Here is a 20,700-nt window from a genome sequence, read left to right as displayed (position 1 = left end):
ATAATGGACTCATCTAGTTATTTGGAACGTAGAAATCCGTTTAGTTACGTAAAGGCGATCTTTTAGAAAAACAAGATTCTGAGCATGGACCCCTATATATTCTGAATACAGCAGGATTTGTACTTAAGATGTCAATTGATCAATCTCACCATGCTTCCACTCAATTACATCAAGCGTTGAAGGTTATTTTGCACTGAGAAAGTTGTCTTAATAAAAAATCCGAATGTCTACGAAATGTCACGTTTAATTTCGTAAGGCCGTTCGGTTTTTTCATGTAACCCGATATATAATACAATCTTGTTGTGGATGATGCTTTTTATACAAGCTGCCATACGCTCGCTTTTACCCTAAAGGCCATAAGATCAACATCGACTCTCAAGTACGTTTCGTCGTTTTCAGTCATTTTCTTATTGAACTAACGGGGGATTTACTTCAACAGGAGTAATGACTTTTCTTCTTTAAGTAACAGTCAATAATAAAGATATAAAGATAGGCAATGAGCGCAGTCAAAATACGTAGACTCCTGCGGGAACAGCACGAGCTGAAGATCCCCTCGGAAAGCTTTCCGAGGAAGCTGAAGCCGTGCCAGGCGGTAAAGTAAACACGATGAGGTACTCTCGAATCGATGTTGACCTTATACCATTTATGGTGAAAGCGAAGTATTTTGACGAAGCGATTGTGTTTTATTTGCACCCTAAAAGGCATAAGGGCTTCATCAACTCAAAAAAGACTTCGTCGTGTTTTCTTTGCCGCGTGCCAACTTTAACATGTGTGAGCCACTATTTAGGCTTACCTCTAAAAATTAAGGTGCAAAGGTGCTTGTTTAAATAAAATCTGGCGGTAACTCGGTATGAGAATCGCGGTATTTGCCTGGAGTCATGCCTTCCTTTTTCTTAAACGAGCGAATGAAATTTTGTGAGTTGCCATAGCGGAGCTTTTCAGCAATTTCACGTATCGGCATTTTGCTTGTCATCAACCATTTCTTAGCAACACTTAAACGAAATGAGGTTAAGTATTCCGTAAAAGACAAGCCGGTTTCCTTCCGAAACATTGAGCTGAGATAATTCGGGTGATAGTGAAGCTCATCGGCAATGGACTCAAGAGTAATGTCCGTGTCGTATTTTTCTTGAATCATATGAATGATTTGTTCTGAAATGTTCTTGTATTGTTCACTCGAACGTTCATTTATCTTTAGTACGAGTGGAGCAATTAGTGTGACATGGAACCATTCATAAATAGCATCGGTATCATGAAGCTGAAACAGACTATCAAATAACGTATTTTGGCTGTTGACCTCAAAGTAGTCAATACCCATGCGATGCATGAGCTGAATGATGTCATTCAACAATCGCATGAGAGAAATATGATTCTGGTTCGGATGTTGATTGGTAGAAACGATTTCTTTAATGGTAGTGTACAAGTGATCCTCCGTTTCTTTCAAGTTGCCATTTCTAATGGCTTCCATGACGAGATGCACTTGTTTTTGTGGATAATGCGTGAAGTAAATATGATCTCTCTCAATTGTTACAAAAGGAATAACAGCCTCTTTACCGTGTGTCACCCGATGCTTTAAGGCTTCAACACCTTCTTCATACGCTTCTCGAGTATTTGCTAAATTCGTATACGGAGCGCTTTGACCGATGCTTACAGAGATGCCAAAGTCTTCCTTGAATAGAGCAATAAGCTCCTTGGCGATCGTTTCATAAGACGCATTTGTGTTTTCCGCTTCTGTTGCGGCTAACACGAGGACTAACGTATGCTTATTCACCATTGGTGTTAGTCGAACGTCATCAGGAATTTGTTCCTGCACAAGACGATTCATTGTAAGTAAAAGGAGATCCTTATCCTTTGATGTATACGTTGTTCCTTTAAGTGTGTCGATTTGCATCGCAAATAAGCAGAACGAGGTCCATTGTTCTGGATAGTTCAAAGATGACATCCTTTGCTGAATGCTCTCTGAAGAAAGATGACCTTGAACGAGATTGACAATAAACAAATGACGGAGCTGCTCCATTTGCCCATTCAATTCTCCCAACAGTTGATTGTGCTTATCACGCATATCAAAAATGTGCTCATTGAAAAAAGCAAACTCATCAATGTTTGCTTGCTTCGCCTTCAGTGGAGATAAGGTAGCAAGGATCGTTTTATTTAAATCTCGCACAGGTCGATAGATTCGACGAGAGCCAAACCAACCGAAAAACAATACGATAAGAATGACCGTCAAGCAAATCGTTAACGTGAAGACGCCTATTGCACTGGAATCTTTCGTTAGCTCTTGATTCGAAATAAACGAGACGTAGATCCAATTGTTAAACAGCGATTTTCGATACGTAATCGTGTAGTCGCCCATTTCTTTTTCTACAGAGAACTGACCTGTTTTTGAGACTTGTGATTTTTCTGTTATTAACTCATAAAGCTCAGTGGGATTTTCATACGCTTCGTTTAACACATCGAGCCTTTCAGAGTCGATGACCTTTTGATTTTCATCAAGAATAAAAAACGCTTCTTTCTGTGTGTCTAGATCAAGGGTAAGCAATCTGCATGCAGGAAAGCTTGCAATGGCTAGACCGCTTTTTTGGTTCGCATTCGCTGGCACCATTTTGACAAGATTCACTCTTAGAGAACACTGTTGTTCTACATCTATTTTGTAGCCTAGCCACTCTGGGTCTTCCAAAATCCATACCGAGTCGGCAGGGTAGTCTGTGTAGGCTTTCCTAAATGTATTTGTCTGTTCATTTGTCAGTCGTCGAAAGCCAAAGCTGTCGATGACCCATTGCTCTCGTAAACTGACAAGCAGTACTTCTTCCAGTCCGATATCAAAGGTTTGCAAATGATTCATTTCTTGCTTTAGCTCATTAAGAAGCTGAAATTGTGTTGCATACATAGGTTCCTTTAGGACGGATTTTAAAAACGATGAGTTCACAAAATAACTAAGGGAATGATCAGCGGTTTTTAACGTTTGTTCAATATTTAATTGACTTTGGTAGACACTTTGTATTTTTTCTGTGTGCACATTTTCCTGAAGTGTATCGGATGCACGAATATATGAAAAGACCCCCACAATTAATACGGGGACGGTGCTAATGAGCACAATAAACATGGTCAGGCGAATATAAAATGATTTCCGTTGCCGAAACATGTGTCCCCTCCTTTAGCAATCACTATGTGTTAACGCTTACATTCATGAAGATTATAGCATTCTTTTTACTTAAATAGAAATCCTTTAATTTTGAGATTGAAAAGACAATCTATCACGAGAGAAATCATCTAGAATAGTACGATATTCTTTGATAAATCGCTAAATTATAGATTGAAGAGCTGTGAGATGAAATCCAAATAAGTATATGGATTTAAATGGTATTTAAAATAGTCTCTTTAAGTATCGTCAGCAAATTGGTAATATAAAGAGTAGACCGACACTCTATACGTTAAATGAGAAAAAACGTGGAGGTGAGAGACTGTCGATTGAGTGGTGCTGGTTTTGCTGTAACGTTGTGCTGGTTTGAGCGAGTCGATGCTCATCTCAAAGAAAAGAGCAGTTCATTTTGTGAATCCGCTTACAAAAAACAACAACGAAAGATTCTGGACGAACGAAGTGAAACGTTCGAATAGGCCGTTTAGGGAGTAGAGGGCCTTCAGAAGACTTTTGGAAGGGGAAAACGATGAAATCATATGCAGTTTGTGGCATTAGCAACCGGGCGATTGGCATGTTTATTAAACCTCTGGTCACGCAATATGAACAGTATGGACGATTGGTCGGTATGCTAGATGCAGACCCACGTCGCTTTGCTGTTAGCAAGGAGCGACTTCCGCAGATTAAAGATGTTCCTACTTACTCTGCCGAAGCCTTTGACCAAATGGTTCAAGAGACGAGACCAGATGTCATCATTGTGGCGAGTCGTGACAACACTCATATTGATTATATTTTGAAAGCGCTTGAACACGACATTGACGTGATTACAGAAAAGCCAATGGTGACAACAGCAGAAGACGCTGTACGTGCCATCGAAGCAGAAAAAGCGAGTAAGGGAAAAATTATCGTTACCTTCAATTATAGATACAGTCCATTTCATCGTAAAATTAAAGAAATGATTTTGGATGGCAAAATCGGCCGTGTCACCTCAGTCGATTTAAATTGGTACATTGATACGTATCATGGCGCAAGTTATTTTAAACGCTGGAATCGGATGAGAGAATTTTCGGGGGGGTTGTCCGTCCATAAATCCACACACCATTTTGACCTCGTGCAATGGTGGACGGATCAAAGGCCAGTCGAGGCATTTGCCTATGGCGCATTGAATTATTATGGACCAGACGGAGAGCACAATCCATCGAAGCGAAATGGACGTCACTGTGAAACCTGCTCCGAACAAAATGTATGCCCTTACTACACAAGATGGACGACGCGAACAAACCGGACAAGCGTCCTTGATGATCATATCCAAGGGGACCAGGCTGCGGGTAGCGCATATACTGGATATCGGGCAGATCAATGTATTTTTGATGATGAGATTGAGATTGAAGATACGTACACGGCTGTTATGAAATACGACAAAGGCGCCATGCTCAGCTACTCAATCAATTTTTCACTGCCATACGAGGGGTATCGTCTAGCCATTAATGGAACAAAGGGACGGATAGAAACGACAGAATTTCATGAACTCAGCAGGGTGCCATTTGAAGTCCCTGAACAAACCGTAGATTACTTTCCTCTTTTTGGGGCGAAGGAGCAAATCAATGTGGTACAAAATGACGGAGGTCATGGTGGTGGCGACCCACTTCTCATTGAAGATATATTCCTTGGTATTGATCCGCATCGAGGCTATGAAATATTGGCAGGCTCAGAAGCAGGGGCATATTCAATTGCAGCGGGAGAAGCGATTTGGAAATCTGCCTCTTCTGGAAAGCCAATTCAAATTAAAGAATTGTTAAAGCCTGTGTCCGTTCAACCAAACTAAAGAAAGGGAGCGAGCGAATGGCGATCAAAGAACCATTTTTACGTGTGCATACCGGAGACAATGTTGTTGTGACACTGAGACCTTTCGCAAAGGGAGAGACGGTTTCATTGCCGGAGGGTGAAGTCATTTGTAAGGAAGACATTCCAGCGGGCCATAAAATTGCCCTTCTCGATCTTCCAGCGGGAACCGATGTGATGAAATACGGATTCCCGATTGGAAAAACGACCGACGCTGTAGCAGCGGGAGAATGGATTCATTCTCAAAACATGAAAACGAAGCTTGAAGGAACGCTTTCCTACGAATACAAGCCTGAAAATAGGGCGGCAAAAACAGAGACCACACGAACAGAAAGAACATTTAAAGGCTATAACCGACCCAATGGGGATGTCGGTATCCGCAACGAAATCTGGATTATTAATACTGTAGGTTGTATTAATAAAACCGCTGAGCGACTAGCAGCGCTTGCAGATCGGCAAATGAAGGGGAACGGCGTGGACGGTGTGTATCATTATGCGCATCTCTTCGGCTGCTCTCAACTTGGAGACGACCTTTTGTATACGCAGACCATCCTCAGCAACCTCGTCCATCACCCGAATGCAGCGGGTGTCCTTGTTTTAGGGCTAGGCTGTGAAAACAATCATATTAGTGAGTTTAAAAAGGTACTTGGTGATTATGATGAGAATCGGGTCAAGTTTCTAGGGGTTCAAGAGGCTGACGACGAAATGGAGCAAGGGCTTGAGCTGCTTAATGAGCTGTTTGCGTATTCACGCTCCTTTACGAGAGAGGACATCCCGTTGTCCAAATTGAAGGTCGGTTTGAAATGCGGTGGCTCGGATGGATTCTCTGGCATCACTGCCAACCCACTTGTTGGCGCGTTTTCCGACGCTTTAATTGGTCATGGCGGAACAACCGCATTGACCGAAGTCCCAGAAATGTTTGGTGCAGAAACGATCCTGATGGACCGTGCAAAAGATGAAGAAACCTTTGACAAGATTGTCCATTTAATCAATGACTTTAAGGAATATTTTATTCGCCATGACCAGCCAGTGTATGAGAACCCTTCACCTGGTAATAAGGACGGAGGCATTACAACACTTGAGGAAAAGTCGTTAGGCTGTGTCCAAAAAGGTGGTTTTGCCAACGTAGTAGATGTGCTTCCCTACGGCGGTCGGTTAGAGAAAAAAGGATTGAACCTTATTCAAGGACCGGGAAATGATTTGGTTTCTGTGACGACGTTGTCCGCAGCAGGGGCGCATATTGTCATATTCACAACGGGGAGAGGTACACCGTTTGGAGGTCCTGTTCCGACAGTGAAGGTCTCTACCAATTCACAGCTCGCTGAAAAGAAAAAGCATTGGATTGATTTTAATGCAGGTCAGCTTCTCGAAGGCAAGCCAATGGAAGAGGTAACGGACGAATTGCTTGATTACATCGTCGCCCTTGCTTCTGGTGAGACATTAACGCGAAACGAGGAGTTTGGCTATAAAGAAATCTCGATCTTTAAAGACGGTGTAATTCTCTAAGACTAGAGAGAGGACTAACAGACGATTGGAGGGAAATGTATGCAACTAAATCAACGCGTATATGAAGCACAGGTTAAATCATCGAATCCTTCACAGGAGCTACCAGAAAAAGTCCTCCAATTCGGCGAAGGCAATTTTCTTCGCGGTTTTGTCGATTGGATGATTCAAGAGATGAACAAGCAGGGACTGTTTAATGGGCGCGTCGTTGCAATCCAACCGACTCCACATGGGAAGGTCGTTCCGAAGCTGAACGCACAGAATGGACTGTATACGTACATTCAAAAAGGGATTCATAATGGGGAAACGATTGACGACGCAGAAGTCATCACCTCAATTTCAAGAGGCATTAATCCATATCAGGATTGGGATAAAGTCCTTGAGGTTGCTGCATCGCCAGATATTGAAGTCGTATTTTCCAATACGACGGAAGCCGGTCTCGTGTATGAGAAAGAGCCTTATGAGCCGGAAAAAGCGCCGCTGTCATTTCCAGGAAAACTGGCATTGGCATTGCATCACCGTTATTTAGCTAAACTTCCTGGGTGGTTGATAGTTCCTTGTGAGCTCGTGGACAACAACGGCGAATTCCTGCAATCAATCGTTGTAATGAAAGCGAAAGATTGGGAGTTGTCGGAGGATTTTGTTCGCTGGGTACAGGAGGAAAATCAGTTTTGCAATACGCTCGTTGACCGGATCGTACCAGGCTATCCAAGAGGTGAAGAAACAACGTACGAGGAACGACTTGGCTATAGTGATAAACTGGTCGTAATTGGTGAACCGTATCATTTGTTTGCGATTGAAGGGGATGAAAAGGCTGAACAGGTGCTCCCCTTTGTGGATGCAGGCTTAAATGTGAAATGGGGAGATGTGGCTCCGCAACGTACGATTAAAGTTAAGCTACTAAATGGCCCTCATACGATGCTAAGCGCAGTTGGATATCTGGCAGGCGTTGATACGGTGGGCGAAGCGATGCGCCATCCCGTGTTAAGACCTTTTGTCGAGAATGCGTTGTCCAGTGAGCTCATTCCTGCCTTCGATTTTGATGAGCAAGAGAAACAGGCATTTGCACAGTCTGTGATTGAACGTTTTGAAAATCCCTTCACACAACATTACTTAACAGATATCGGCATGAATGCGACACAAAAATGGAAGTCTCGCCTCTTGCCCTCATTGTTTACCTACGTGGAAAAGGAGCAACAAGTCCCACCATTGCTGGCGCTTTCTTTCGCTGCACAGCTATTGTATGGGCGTCCTGTAGCCAGAGATGGTGCTTTTTTGACAGGGAAACGGGAAAACGATTTATATCAAATTCGCGATCAAGATGAAGCGATCGCTTTGTTTGAGCGTGAGTGGAGCACATTTGATATCGAGCAGCAGAGCATTGATTCGTTCGTGCAAAATATCCTCGCCGAGAAGGATGTGTGGGGGAGCGACTTAAACGAGATTACCGGCTGGAAGGATGCCGTCGTCTCAAATGTAACGGCAATGCTTCAGGAAGGCGTGCTTGAAACAATCAGCCAACACATTGGCCCATATTCGAAAGGGAGGAAGTAACATGACCATTCAATCGAAAGACCAACTGGAAACTGTCGTACACGAGGCTATTCAAAAGCAGCCGGTCACGGACATGCATACGCATCTGTATTCACCAAATTTCGGAGACATTTTGCTTTGGGATATTGACGAGCTGTTAACCTACCATTACTTGGTTGCTGAAGTGATGCGTTGGACAGATATCACGCCAGAAGCTTTCTGGGAGCTCAGCAAACGTGAACAGGCTGATTTGATTTGGGACGAGCTGTTTATTAAGCATTCTCCAGTAAGTGAAGCCTGTCGCGGGGTACTTACTTGCTTGCAAGGACTTGGTCTCGATCCGTCGACGAGAGATTTAAATGCGTACCGTGCTCATTTTGAAAAGCTTACTAGTGAGCAAGCTGTGGCGAATGTGTTGAAGGCGGCGAATGTGAATCATGTTGTCATGACCAATGATCCGTTTGATGACCTTGAACGTGTTTCTTGGGAAAAAGGAGAGAAGGCTGAGGCGCCATTCCACGCAGCCTTACGTATCGACCCATTGTTGAACCAGTTTGAGCAATCTGTGCCAAAGCTGCAGGGCTGGGGCTATAAGGTGGATGCCAATTGGTCAGAGCAAACAGCTGCAGAAGTTCGCCGGTTTTTGAACGATTGGATTAAACGGATGGACCCTGTCTATATGGCCGTGTCCTTGCCACCAACGTTTGCCTTCCCTGAGGATTCCTTCCGTGGAAAAGTCATTGAAGAATGTATTCTGCCTGTTTCAAAAGAAAACAGCCTGCCATTTGCTATGATGATTGGCGTGAAAAAGCAAGTGAATCCGAGGCTTGGAGATGCTGGAGACTATTTAGGAAAAGCCTCCATGGATGCCGTTGAGCATTTGCTTTCTCATTATCCTGACAATAAATTTATTGTCACGATGCTCTCACGTGAAAACCAGCATGAACTCGTCGTGTTGGCACGCAAATTCTCGAACTTAATGATTTTCGGTTGCTGGTGGTTTATGAACAACCCGATCATTATTAACGAAATGACACGTATGCGCATGGAAATGCTCGGCACAAGTATGATTCCACAGCATTCCGATGCTCGCGTTCTTGAGCAGCTTGTTTATAAGTGGAGCCATTCTAAGCAATTGATCGGTGATGTGCTGATTGACAAGTACAACGACATTTTGCAAACGGGATGGACAATTAGCGAAGACGAGATTAAGCGAGACGTGGCTGATCTGTTTGCGGACAACTTCTGGCGTTTTGTTGGCAAGGAAGCAAAAGCAAAACAAAATGCGTAAACGTGCAAGATCAAGAAGGTTTATCTACAAAATCAATGCGGAGAAAGTCGAAAAACGGCCAACACATCAAATTGATGTGCTGGCCGTTTTTTATATTGTGATGCCTAGTTAATGGTTCGCTCTCAATAGTATTGCTTGCCACAAACAGCACGGATACGGAAAAGGGCTCGGAAGGAAAGGCTATAAGTGCGAGGAAAAAGCTCTAACCGGCGTGGATACGAGCCAAAGCTGCGCGGAAAACGAGACAACTTGCGCGGATACGGAGACAAACTGTGCGACTAAACACAATAAGTTCTCGAGACCAGCATGCCTACTTGCGCGAAACGAGTCTCTTTCTAAGAAAATCTGCATCATGACCTACCTTTTTGATTGGTATTCCAGTAAATACATACGAATTTTCGACATAATTCGAGTGAATCGATTGACTAAACTGGACTTATCTTATAGGATTAATTCATCATTTACCTATTATTCGTGTAGGGATTTAATTAATTGGAAGACGAGTTGCAACTATTTGAAAACAATCAGTTCATTGAGTTGTTATCGATTTCTTCATTTTTAGTGAAGAATGATGAAACAGTCTCAACTGAGGCATTATAAAGTAAAGAGTGCGCTTGAAGTTCAAGAGGAGGTTTCTTAGTTGGGGAAGCAAACATACAGATTGGGTATCGACATCGGAGGAACGTTTACAGACCTGACGCTGTTGAATGTGAATACAGGCCTTCTTAAAACATTAAAGATGCCGACCGTTCCAGAGGATCCAGCGGCTGGCATTCAAAAAGGCTTGGACATGCTGGAAGACGACGGAATTAATGTGTCGTCCATCACTTATTTTGTTCACGGCACGACAATTGGTTTGAACACCTTATTGCAGCGAAAAGGAGCAAAGACAGCGCTGTTTGTGACGGAGGGATTTCGTGACATTCTCTCCCTACAACGCTTGCGCTTACCAGTCCCTTATGATTTCCGCTCACGGTTGCCAGAGCCGTTGGTGCCAAGAAAACATGTGTATTCGATTTCGGAACGCATGCTTCATACAGGCGACGTTCACCAACCGCTTGAAATCGCTTCAATAGATCAAGCGATTGACCAAGCGCTAGAGGAAAACATTGAAGGGATCGTCGTTGCCTTCTTGCATAGCTACCGAAACAGCACTCATGAAGAGAAGGCCGTAGAGCGAATTCGTGAGCGTGCTCCACATATTGAAGTCATTGGATCGGCGGCACTCTGGCCACAGATGCGAGAATTCGAACGTGCTGTCCTCGGTGCGGCGAATGTGTATATTCAGCCAAAGGTCAGAGCGTACTTCACGACATTGAAGGAACGCCTTGAATCAAGAGGTGTGCGAACGACCCCCTTTATTACACAATCCAATGGAGGGATAATGACGATTGAAACGGCTGCTGAGGCACCGGTTCGTACGTTGTTTTCGGGGCCAGCGGCTGGTGTCGTAGGGGCCCTTCAGGAAGCCAAAGCGTCTGGTTTGAAGGATATTGTGACCTTCGATATGGGAGGCACAAGTGCAGACATATCCATTATTGAGAATGGACACCCTACCTTTACACAAGCCAATCAATTAGGTGGGGTCCCCATCATGATGCCATCCGTCTCTATGTATTCGGTAGGGGCAGGAGGGGGATCGAAAGGGTGGATTGATGCAGGTGGCATGCTGAAGGTTGGCCCAGAATCGGTCGGGTCTGACCCTGGTCCAGCCTGTTACGGTAAAGGAAAAGAGCCGTCGTTAACCGATGCTTTCCTCCTCTGTGGGTATCTTTCTCCAGACCGTTTTGCTGCTGGCAACCTGACGTTGCACCCTCATCTCGCAGAGCAAGCAATGATGCCGATTGCCAGTCACCTCGGTAGTACGCCCGCCAAAGCAGCCGATCATATGATTCAAGTGGCTGTTGCCAATATGTATGCGGAGTTAAGTAACGTCATGGAGCAACACGGTTTTGACCCACGTTCCTTTAGTTTTCTTGCTTTTGGCGGGGCTGGTCCAGTGACGGCAAACTTCCTAGCAGAGGAAATTCAGGCGAGACGTGTTGTTGTCCCTCCAACGCCAGGAACGCTTTGTGCGCAAGGGGCATTGAGCTCTGATTTTGTGTATGACGCAGTAAAGTCAGTGGATGCACTGCTTCATGAGCTGCCGATGGATAGCCTCAGGAAAACGTACGAGTCCCTTTCCGATGAAGCCGCGAGTTGGCTAGATGATCAAAACCTTGAGGTTCTAACAGGACGAAGCTTCATCTTATCATTGGATGCTCGCTACAAGGGGCAAGCGTTTGATATTGAGATGGACATCGAAAATCAATGGGTTGAAGCGAAGGATAGCTCAAGCTTGATTGACCGATTCCACGCTCTTCATAAAAAGCAGTATGGCCACAGCGATCCAGAGGCGATTATTGAGATCATTAACCTCAGAGCTCGAATCATCGGTCATACGCCAAAGCCACTCCGAGCAGCGATTTCATCAGTAGAAAAAGGGGCAACACTGCAACCGATAGCCACACGTCAAATCATTTGTCGTGGTCAAGCCGAAGAAGCGTCAGTGTATCGACGTGAAGACTTATTGGTTGGGCATGTTGTCCCTGGACCAGCGATCGTCGAGCAGGACGACACAACAACTGTTGTGTTGCCGGCATGGGAAGCACGTACAGATGTTAGTGGCAATCTACTCATTGAACGACAACAAGGAGGGGAGCGCTCATGAGGACCGACCCAGCAACGCTCGAAATATTGCGCAGCTATTTTAATTCGATTGCCAGTGGGATGGGGCATGTGATTGAGCGAACCTCCTTTACGACGTTCGTGAAAGAGTCGGCCGATTTTGCGACGGCACTTGCAACGCCTAAAGGCGAATTTTATGTCTATCCGAAAACCGTCGGCGTCACCATCTTCATGGGACTGACGTTAACACGTGCCATTCAAGAGCTTGATTCGATCGAACCGGGCGATATTATTATTACCAACGATCCGTACACGACGGACGGGCTTGCGACGCACCTTCCTGATATTCATGTGTTTAAGCCGATCTTTTCAGAAGGTGAGCTGATCAGCTTTGCTTGGAGCTTCGTCCATTGCAGTGATGTAGGAGGTCTCGTGCCAGCAAGCATTTCGCCAAGTGCGACGGACATTCATCAAGAGGGACTTCGGATCCCGCCTGTTAAGTTGTACAAACGTGGCGAGCCAAACAAGGATGTGCTTCGTTTTTTAGGCGCGAACAGTCGCGTGCCTGAGCTGAACCAAGGTGATATTAACGCCATGGTGGCCGCTGTCAATACGGCAGAGGAGCGCCTGCTTCGGATGGTGGATAAGTTTGGTGTCTCTGATGTGACGGCGGCGATGGATGATTTACTCGAGCAAAGTGAATCACGGTCGCGGCAGATCATTGATCGACTTCCAGATGGTGATTATTCCTTCAGCGATTATCTCGACGATGACATCGTTTCCGACACACCGATTCGCTTGGCGGTTACCGCAAAAGTGCGCGGTGGCGACATCACCCTTGATTTTTCAACCTGTGATCCCCAAGTGAGAACAGCCTTTAACTTAGTGACAAACGGAAGTCCTCATTCTTTTCTGTTTCAGGGCTTGATAAATTACATTATTAGCACAGACCCACACATCCCGATTAACGGTGGCATCACGCGACCTATCCATGTCGAAGCACCTCGTGGGACACTTGTGAACCCTGAATACCCTGCCGCAGTCGGGGTGCGTCACTCAATTACGATGCGCATGTACAATGTTGTTCTTGGTGCGCTTGCTAAATCGATGCCAGAAGAAGTGCCCGCGGCTGGTGCGGGGCAAGCGGCCATTGTCGTGTTATCCACGCCAACAGGTGATGGCGGCAAGCGTAGCATGGCCGTTGTCGAACCAATGGGCGGCGGGGGTGGTGGTCAAGCCGATATGGATGGTGTCGATGGCATTGACCATGCGTCTGGCTTCTTGAAGAACACGCCAATTGAAAGCCTTGAGCAGCATATTGATATCTTCGTCAAGCGCTATGAATTGTTGCCGAATACGGCAGGTCCCGGCAAGCATCGTGGCGGTCATGCGATCGGACTTGATTTTGAAATTGTGCAACCTGACTCAATGGTGACAGCTCGCGGAATGGAGCGTCTGCGTTTTCAGCCTTGGGGTTTCGCTGGTGGAAAAGCAGGAGCTTCGGGCAGTGTACACCTTAACCCAGGGACTTCGAAGGAAACCAACGAACCAAAAATTAATGTGCTTAAGCCAGAAAAAAAAGATGTCGTTCAGATTCTTTCTCCTGGAGGCGGCGGCTGGGGACATCCTTATGAACGGGACCCTGAAGCGGTTCGTCAAGATGTCGAAGCAGGGCTGCTCACACTGTCAGTGGCTCGTGAAGCTTATGGTGTAGAGCTTCAGCAAATCGGATACGCATATAAAGTGCAGCATGACGAGACAAAGGCGTTACGTCTGGCTCATTTTAATGAAGCGCCAAACCCTTGGGATTTTGGCGAGGCACGTGAGGCCTATGAGCGTATTTGGACGACGGATGCGAGTGATGTACTTGCCTTGCTCGTGCAGCAAAAGCCAGCAGCCGAACGTTGGCATTACAAACAGCTTCTACACGATTATTTTTCAAATGCGAAAGAAGCGTTAACAGAACAAGACATTCAACACGCTTGGACCATTATTGAACATCAGGAGGAAAACTAAAATGAAAAAACAGGCCATCATTGGATCACTTTTGCTTTTAGCTCTAACCGCATGTGGCGGTGGAGGAACAACAGACAACGCGGACGGTCCGTTGCCAGAAACAGACAAAGTTGTAATCGGTGTAACGGGAGGTGCATGGGAGGAAAACATTATCTCCGCAGGCATTAAGGGCTTTGAAGAAGAAACTGGCATCGAGGTTGATGTTGTGGCAGGAACGGATGCCGAATGGTTTTCCAAACTTCGTGCGTCAAATGGAAACAACCCTGCGTATGACGTTCTCGTTCTTCAGCCAGACACAATCACGCGTGCAGCGGCAACAGGGCTACTACAGCCATTAACTGAGGAAAATGTACCGAATTTAGCAGACCTTTACCCATCTGTTCAGGAGAAGCTTCAGTATGAGGGAGAGACTTATGCAGCAGGCTTTAGCATGGGGCAGCTCGGCATTGCGTACCGCAAAGACCTCGTTGATAAAGCACCTGAAAGCTGGAAGGACCTACAGGATCCAGCGTATGCAGGGCATGTCGCTGTATCATCTCCTAGCTATGCAGCAGGCTTGCAGTTTTTCTCAGGCTGGGTCAATGCATTTGGTGGCGAGGAAAGCGATCAAGCATCTATTGATAAAGCCTTCGAAGAGCTCGGAAAACTTAGCAGCAATGTCGTCGCCTATCCAGACAATGCAGGCTCTATTCAGACGTTACTTGAGCGTGGAGACGCTTGGCTTGTGCCGTTTTGGGATGGACGTACCTTTGCTCTACAAGAAGCCGGTCTCGATCTTGGGTTCGTTTATCCTGAGGAAGGACCCGTTGCCGCAGTGGCAAGCTGGGTGGTTACAAAAGGCGCACCAAATGAAGCAAATGCCTACAAACTCGTCGACTATCTTTCAAGTCCTGACGTTCAAAAAGCGTTTTCAGACCTCACCTATTACGGGATGACCAATCAAAATGTGGAGTACAGCGATTCCATTGCCGACAAAGTACAGGTTGGTGAAGAGTTTTATCGCGAGCTGAAGTGGGTGGATTATGAAACAGCGTCCCCTAATGTGGCAGATTGGACAAACCGCTGGACGCAGGTGATGGGGGGAGGCCAATGACGAAAGGCATCTCAATCCGTGGAGTTAGTCGACAGTTCGGTGAAAACACGGCCTTACGTCATGTGGACCTTGAAGTTCGAGAAGGAGAATTTTTCTCCCTTCTCGGCCCAAGTGGCTGTGGAAAAACCACCTTATTAAACATTATTGCTGGTTTTCTTGACCCTTCTTCTGGAGACGTCTATCTAGATGAGACGGATGTCACAGCACTTCCGCCATTTCGAAGGAAAATGGGGATGGTGTTTCAAAACTATGCGTTGTTCCCGCATTTAAGTGTCTTTGACAACGTCGCGTATGGGCTGCGTGTCAAGAAAATGCCAAAAGCGGACATAGCCAAAAAAGTCGAGGAAGTCCTTGCTCTCGTGCGCTTGGAAGCTTATGCGGACCGGATGCCTCAGCAATTGAGTGGGGGGCAACAACAGCGCGTTGCCATTGCCCGAGCGATGGCCATTGAGCCATCTGTGTTGCTGTTGGATGAACCGTTAAGCAACCTTGACGCTAAGCTGCGCAAGGACATGCAAACAGAGCTGCGTCGTATTCAGCGAAGCATTGGGATTACGACCATTCTTGTCACACACGATCAGGAGGAGGCACTCAGTCTTTCTGATCGTATTGGCATTCTTGGCGATGGGGAGCTGCAACAGGTGGGCGAACCAATGCAGGTCTACCGCCAGCCGGCAAATCGTTTTGTTGCAGAATTTATCGGTCAGGTGAACATTCTCGAGGGTAGAAAAAACAACGCCAGATCGGGTGATGATGTATTTCATTACGATGTGAGTACGCACGCCAACGAAACAGGAGGCCTTCACATCGCAGTCCCGAATGAGCCGGCGTTGGATCAAGAGGCAGATGTGCAATGCATGCTGCGCCCAGAGCGGATAACTATTGGTGCAAAGCCAGTGACTCCAGGAATCAATCACGTCACCGGTGTGCTCAAGGACGTCAGCTATGCGGGTGAGCTGCTTCGTTTACGATTTGAGTTAAAGGGTCGCGGAGAGCTGATCGTCCACGCGACGGACCCGAATTTTCCTACGTTGCCAAAGGCAGGCGAGGAAATGGAGCTTTCTTGGAGAAATGAAGATATTATTCCGCTCGTCCAACGGGGGGATGCCACATGGCAAAATCAATAAAGCGGGGAAAGGCATCACTGTTTCAATGGCTGATGTTGTCGCCAACACTGGTCTTCCTCCTCTTGTTTCTGCTCATCCCATTCATCCTTCTATTTGTTTTAAGCTTTCGTGAAGTCGGCGACTTTTCACAGCTGCTGCCAACGTACAGCATTTCGCAATATGCTGAGGTGTTAACAACGCCGTTGTACGTGAAGACAATTTGGATGACCCTATGGATTGCCTTTGTGACGACGGTGATTTGCTTGCTTTTGGCGTATCCAGCTGCCTATTTGCTAGTCCGTGCGCCGAGCCGAGGGCTACGCGCCTTTTTCTATATTGTCTTGATTTCACCATTGCTTACAAGTGTGGTCATTAGGACATTCGCATGGATCGTGCTTTTGGCTCAAAACGGTCTTGTTAATGATGTTCTCGAGTCGCTCCATCTCATTAACGAACCATTGCAAATGCTTTGGAACATGAATGCCGTCGTGATTGCTTACGTGCAAGTTATGCTACCATTTGCCGTGCTTCCTATTGTAACGTCTCTAGGAGATGTCGATGGCAACTTGCGTAAGGCATCGATGAGCATGGGAGCAGGACGCTTTCAAACCTTTTGGAAGGTCACCTTTCCGCTGACGATCCCTGGGATGATCACTGGTGCCATGCTCGTGTTTTCCCTCGCCGCAGGCAGCTATATTACCCCTCTATTGGTCGGGGGCAGACTGCAGCCCTTTTTGCCATTGTCGATCTATCAGCAGATGATGCAAGTCTATAATTTGCCAATGGCCGCAGCAATGGCGATGATTTTGCTTGTATTAGTGTTTATTGTTATCGGTATTTTAGGTGGCGTATTAAAACGTTGGGAGGCGAGAATGCATGGCTAGATCAATGAAGAAACGACGCTTTAGTACGTTAGATGGCATCGTCTGGGCAACAGGCATTCTCGTTTACGTATTTTTATTGCTGCCGGTGCTTGTCATTGCCTTGTCGGCATTTAGCCCCACACCGTACCCGACCTTCCCACCATCAGGTTTTTCGCTACATTGGTTTGGTGAGGTGTTCCGAAACGAAGCGTGGACAGCAGCGTTAATGAATTCTATTGTCCTGCTCCTCATCGTGACACCGCTCACTGTGCTGCTCGGAACAACGGCGGCGTATGCGTTGGCTAGGTTACGCTTTCCGGGACGTGGTGCCCTTCAAGCGTTTATGCTTAGTCCGTTAATGATTCCGCAAGTCGTGCTAGGGATTGCACTTCTGTATGTGTTCACGTCGCTCGGATGGTCGGGTTCACTCGGAGCGCTTGTGATAGGACACATGATTATCGCGTTTCCTTATGTCGTAAGGACCGTGAGCGTGTCGATGTCCAACATGAATCCTAGACTAGAGCTTGCTTCCCAGAGTCTTGGCGCAGGTCCTGCCGAAACCTTTTATAAAATTACACTGCCGTTAATCAAGCCTGGCATTATTGCGGGGGCCGTCTTTTCCGCCGTCACTTCATTTGGAGAAATTTCAATTAGCCTGTTTGTCTCTGGTCCTTCGACAGTGACGATACCGGTCCGTACCTTTGGGTATATTGAACAAACCTTTGATCCAACAGTTAATGCAATTTCATTTTTGTTTATCGTTGTGTCGATCGTTGCTTTGATCATCATTGAGAAAACAATCGGACTGACAAAGGTGATGTAAAGAAGCTGCTCTTGATACTTGTGTGAAGATGCTGCCATTTGTTATTTACAGCCGTAAGCGAACGTTCTCTTTGCAATTGTTTCAAGATGTTTGATATAACTAGGTTGGAGAATGGGATGAACGGATGAGAGAATGACACCATACACTGCAAATAGAAAATAGGTTGGAAAGAACAAAGGGGGAAACTTGCATGGCTGATCACCAACAAACGTATAAAGACGTAATGTCAAAGTATCCAACAGGTGTAACGATCGTGACCACCACAGGAGAGGATGGCGAACCCGTAGGTCTAACTGTAAATTCGTTTGCCTCGGTCTCAATTGACCCATTGCTCGTGCTTTGGTCGATTGATGATCATGTCAATTCAAAAAACATTTTCGCAAATGCGAAGGGCTTTGCCGTGCATATCCTCGCCGAAGAGCAGGGAGACCTTTGCTGGACCTTCGCACGAAAAGACGTCGATCGATTTGCGTCCTGCAAGTGGAGCTTGTCACCAAACGGACTGCCAATTATCGAAGGCGCCAAAGCTGTACTTCAATGCGACACCTATCAAGCTGTACCCGCTGGTGATCATACCGTCATGATCGGTAAAGTCATTGATATTGAAAACAGCGACCGCACACCAATGATTTATTACCACCGCGGCATTCGTCCTATGCCAGCCGAGTGGAACAAGGAATAACCATGTAAATCAGTGAAAATCAGTCGTCTGAAGCCTGCCCACCTATAGTGGCGCAGGTTTTTTAGTGTGCCAGTCATTATGTAATTGCTAATCGCCTCAAGTTAAAGAAGAAAATAACCGTCTGTTTGTAAATAAATAAAGAATTCGTTCACATAAACCATACATTTCATCAATAGTATCTTAATAATCTCTCTATAAAATGGAGAAATATGCTTGTAATTGATATATGTGGCTAAAGGGAATGAGGGATTCTATGCAAGGACGGATTGTCCACAACAAAGAGGCACGAACACCTAGTGCGCCAAACCAAAAGAGGCATCTTCAAAAGATGAAGAAAAACTGGGATTTGTACCTACTCGTATTACCGGTTGTGATTTATTTTCTTGTGTTTAAGTATTTTCCAATGTATGGTGTGCAAATTGCTTTTAAGGATTTTATTGCCACCCAAGGCATCCTTGGAAGTGAATGGGTGGGGTTTGAGCATTTTATTCGATTTTTTGACTCGTTTTATTTTTGGCGACTTTTGTCGAATACGATTGGCATCAGTTTATACGGATTGGCGGTAGGTTTTCCGATTCCCATTCTGTTAGCATTGCTGCTAAACGAAGTGAAAAACAAACACGGCAAAAGCTTCGTGCAAACCGTTACATATGCGCCTCATTTTTTATCGACCGTTGTTGTGGTCGGGATGTTGTTTTTATTTTTATCGCCAAACGGTGCGATCAACCAATTGTTGTCTTTTATTGGCCTATCTGAAATTTTATTTTTAACAGAGCCTGAATGGTTTAAAACGACATATGTCTTTTCAAGTGTATGGCAACAGATGGGGTGGAGTTCAATTATTTATCTCGCGGCACTTGCTGGCATTGATCCACAGCTTCACGAGGCTGCGAAAATGGACGGGGCTTCTCGTTTGCAACGAATTTGGCATGTGAATTTGCCCGGCATCAAAGCAACAATCATTATTTTATTGATTCTCCAAACAGGAAGTATTTTATCGGTTGGCTTTGAGAAGGTCTTTCTCATGCAAAACGATCTGAACATGGAAGCGTCAGATGTGATCGCGACCCACATTTATCGGACAGGGATTGTGGGAGCGCAGTACAGCTACTCCGCCGCCATCGGGTTGTTTGAGTCACTGCTCAACTTCTTCATACTGCTTGCTGTCAATTTTGCTGCGAAGAAAACGAGCAATACAAGTCTTTGGTAGGGAAAGGAGTGTCTGTTTGAAAGAAACAACGCAAGATCGCGCGTTTGGCATTTTTGTTGGCCTGACGCTCACGGTCATCACAATTATAGTCATGTACCCACTCGTATATGTGTTAAGTGCATCGTTCAGCAATCCTGCGGCGATCCTTCGAGGTGAATTATGGCTGTGGCCTGTCGAACCTACGTTTGAAGCGTACCAAAGTGTTATGAACAACAGTGATATTTGGTTAGGGTATCGAAACACGATCATTTATACGGTGCTCGGCACGTTGTTTAATCTTGTGCTGTCCGTACTCGTCGCTTACCCACTGTCACGACGCGATTTTCACGGTCGCCACGTGTTGACGTTGTTCCTCGTCATTACGATGTTTTTTAATGGGGGCATGATCCCAACATATCTCTTGATTCGAGATCTTGACATGCTCAACACAATTTGGGCGGTGATCATTCCTGGTGCCGTTTCGGTATATAACGTCATTGTTATCCGGACATTTTTCCAAAGTATTCCCGAGGAAATGAGAGAATCTGCCCAGTTAGACGGATGCAATAACATTCAATACCTTACGAAAATTTTGCTGCCCCTTTCAAAGCCGGTTTTGGCAGTCATGGTGCTGTTTTATGGAGTCAGCCAATGGAATGCATTTTTCGATGCGCTAATCTATCTGACGGATCGTGGTCTCTATCCGTTGCAATTGTTCTTACGCGAAATGCTCATCCAGGACCAAATGTCTGAAATGATTGGCATAAGTGATGCCACGCTTGAGCGGCATATGATGCGAGTTGAAGGCATTAAATACGCCGTTGTCATTGTGGCTAGTCTGCCGATGTTGATACTCTATCCATTTTTACAACGATTTTTTGTTAAAGGGGTCATGATTGGCTCAATCAAAGGCTAGACACCTTTTAGCGATAAAGAAATTATCTAAACAATTCTCAGGA

The 20,700-nt window shown here is 45.7% G+C and carries 14 protein-coding genes; 13 read left to right on the top strand and 1 reads right to left on the bottom strand.

Annotation, left to right across the window (positions count from 1 at the left end; translation table 11 throughout):
• Positions 1-823 precede the first annotated feature (823 nt).
• A complete protein-coding gene (locus EV213_RS01765) occupies positions 824-3,139 on the bottom strand; it encodes an AraC family transcriptional regulator (protein WP_133578753.1) in 2,316 nt (771 codons plus the stop codon).
• A gap of 523 nt (positions 3,140-3,662) precedes the next feature.
• Between EV213_RS01765 and EV213_RS01760 the strand changes: the two genes are divergently transcribed.
• The 13 genes from EV213_RS01760 (at position 3,663) to EV213_RS01700 (ending at position 20,657) form a co-directional block, all read left to right on the top strand.
• Complete coding sequence (locus tag EV213_RS01760) at positions 3,663-4,958, top strand: Gfo/Idh/MocA family protein (RefSeq protein WP_133578752.1); 1,296 nt, start codon at positions 3,663-3,665, stop codon at positions 4,956-4,958.
• A gap of 17 nt (positions 4,959-4,975) precedes the next feature.
• Entirely contained in the window at positions 4,976-6,481 is a 1,506-nt protein-coding gene (locus tag EV213_RS01755; RefSeq protein WP_133578751.1) for a UxaA family hydrolase, read from the top strand.
• Positions 6,482-6,520: 39 nt separating this feature from the next.
• A complete protein-coding gene (locus EV213_RS01750) occupies positions 6,521-8,032 on the top strand; it encodes a tagaturonate reductase (protein WP_133578750.1) in 1,512 nt (503 codons plus the stop codon).
• A 1-nt stretch (position 8,033) separates the two neighbouring features.
• Complete coding sequence (locus EV213_RS01745) at positions 8,034-9,302, top strand: glucuronate isomerase (RefSeq protein ID WP_133578749.1); 1,269 nt, start codon at positions 8,034-8,036, stop codon at positions 9,300-9,302.
• Positions 9,303-9,942: 640 nt separating this feature from the next.
• On the top strand, positions 9,943-12,012 hold the full coding sequence (locus EV213_RS01740) for a hydantoinase/oxoprolinase family protein (protein ID WP_133578748.1): 2,070 nt from the start codon (positions 9,943-9,945) through the stop codon (positions 12,010-12,012).
• Positions 12,009-13,985, top strand: a complete 1,977-nt coding sequence (locus tag EV213_RS01735) for a hydantoinase B/oxoprolinase family protein (protein ID WP_133578747.1) — start codon at positions 12,009-12,011, stop codon at positions 13,983-13,985. The genes EV213_RS01740 and EV213_RS01735 overlap by 4 nt, the downstream gene beginning before the upstream one ends.
• Position 13,986: 1 nt before the next feature.
• Positions 13,987-15,078, top strand: a complete 1,092-nt coding sequence (locus EV213_RS01730) for an ABC transporter substrate-binding protein (protein WP_133578746.1) — start codon at positions 13,987-13,989, stop codon at positions 15,076-15,078.
• Positions 15,075-16,205, top strand: coding sequence for an ABC transporter ATP-binding protein (locus tag EV213_RS01725; RefSeq protein WP_133578745.1), 1,131 nt, complete (start codon positions 15,075-15,077; stop codon positions 16,203-16,205). The genes EV213_RS01730 and EV213_RS01725 overlap by 4 nt, the downstream gene beginning before the upstream one ends.
• A complete protein-coding gene (locus tag EV213_RS01720) occupies positions 16,190-17,068 on the top strand; it encodes an ABC transporter permease (protein WP_166639119.1) in 879 nt (292 codons plus the stop codon). The genes EV213_RS01725 and EV213_RS01720 overlap by 16 nt, the downstream gene beginning before the upstream one ends.
• Complete coding sequence (locus tag EV213_RS01715; RefSeq protein WP_133578744.1) at positions 17,061-17,870, top strand: ABC transporter permease; 810 nt, start codon at positions 17,061-17,063, stop codon at positions 17,868-17,870. The genes EV213_RS01720 and EV213_RS01715 overlap by 8 nt, the downstream gene beginning before the upstream one ends.
• Before the next feature lie 190 nt (positions 17,871-18,060).
• Positions 18,061-18,552 (top strand): flavin reductase family protein, encoded by a 492-nt coding sequence (locus tag EV213_RS01710; RefSeq protein WP_133578743.1) that lies wholly within the window; start codon positions 18,061-18,063, stop codon positions 18,550-18,552.
• Between the two features lie 328 nt (positions 18,553-18,880).
• Positions 18,881-19,762: an ABC transporter permease gene (locus EV213_RS01705; RefSeq protein WP_243739963.1), complete on the top strand. Its 882-nt coding sequence runs from the start codon at positions 18,881-18,883 to the stop codon at positions 19,760-19,762.
• 16 nt (positions 19,763-19,778) lie between these two features.
• Complete coding sequence (locus EV213_RS01700; protein WP_133578741.1) at positions 19,779-20,657, top strand: carbohydrate ABC transporter permease; 879 nt, start codon at positions 19,779-19,781, stop codon at positions 20,655-20,657.
• Positions 20,658-20,700: the final 43 nt, after the last annotated feature.

Origin of the sequence: Aureibacillus halotolerans (assembly GCF_004363045.1) — a bacterium.
Taxonomy (GTDB): domain Bacteria; phylum Bacillota; class Bacilli; order Bacillales; family DSM-28697; genus Aureibacillus; species Aureibacillus halotolerans.
Note: the sequence above shows the minus strand (reverse complement) of the source record. Positions and strands in the feature narration are given on the sequence as shown.

Coding starts and splice junctions, on each gene's coding strand:
- EV213_RS01765 (WP_133578753.1), bottom strand. CDS start 3,139: ATGTTTCGGCAACGGAAATCATTTTATATTCGCCTGACCATGTTTATT.
- EV213_RS01760 (WP_133578752.1), top strand. CDS start 3,663: ATGAAATCATATGCAGTTTGTGGCATTAGCAACCGGGCGATTGGCATG.
- EV213_RS01755 (WP_133578751.1), top strand. CDS start 4,976: ATGGCGATCAAAGAACCATTTTTACGTGTGCATACCGGAGACAATGTT.
- EV213_RS01750 (WP_133578750.1), top strand. CDS start 6,521: ATGCAACTAAATCAACGCGTATATGAAGCACAGGTTAAATCATCGAAT.
- EV213_RS01745 (WP_133578749.1), top strand. CDS start 8,034: ATGACCATTCAATCGAAAGACCAACTGGAAACTGTCGTACACGAGGCT.
- EV213_RS01735 (WP_133578747.1), top strand. CDS start 12,009: ATGAGGACCGACCCAGCAACGCTCGAAATATTGCGCAGCTATTTTAAT.
- EV213_RS01730 (WP_133578746.1), top strand. CDS start 13,987: ATGAAAAAACAGGCCATCATTGGATCACTTTTGCTTTTAGCTCTAACC.
- EV213_RS01725 (WP_133578745.1), top strand. CDS start 15,075: ATGACGAAAGGCATCTCAATCCGTGGAGTTAGTCGACAGTTCGGTGAA.
- EV213_RS01720 (WP_166639119.1), top strand. CDS start 16,190: ATGGCAAAATCAATAAAGCGGGGAAAGGCATCACTGTTTCAATGGCTG.
- EV213_RS01715 (WP_133578744.1), top strand. CDS start 17,061: ATGGCTAGATCAATGAAGAAACGACGCTTTAGTACGTTAGATGGCATC.
- EV213_RS01710 (WP_133578743.1), top strand. CDS start 18,061: ATGGCTGATCACCAACAAACGTATAAAGACGTAATGTCAAAGTATCCA.
- EV213_RS01705 (WP_243739963.1), top strand. CDS start 18,881: ATGAAGAAAAACTGGGATTTGTACCTACTCGTATTACCGGTTGTGATT.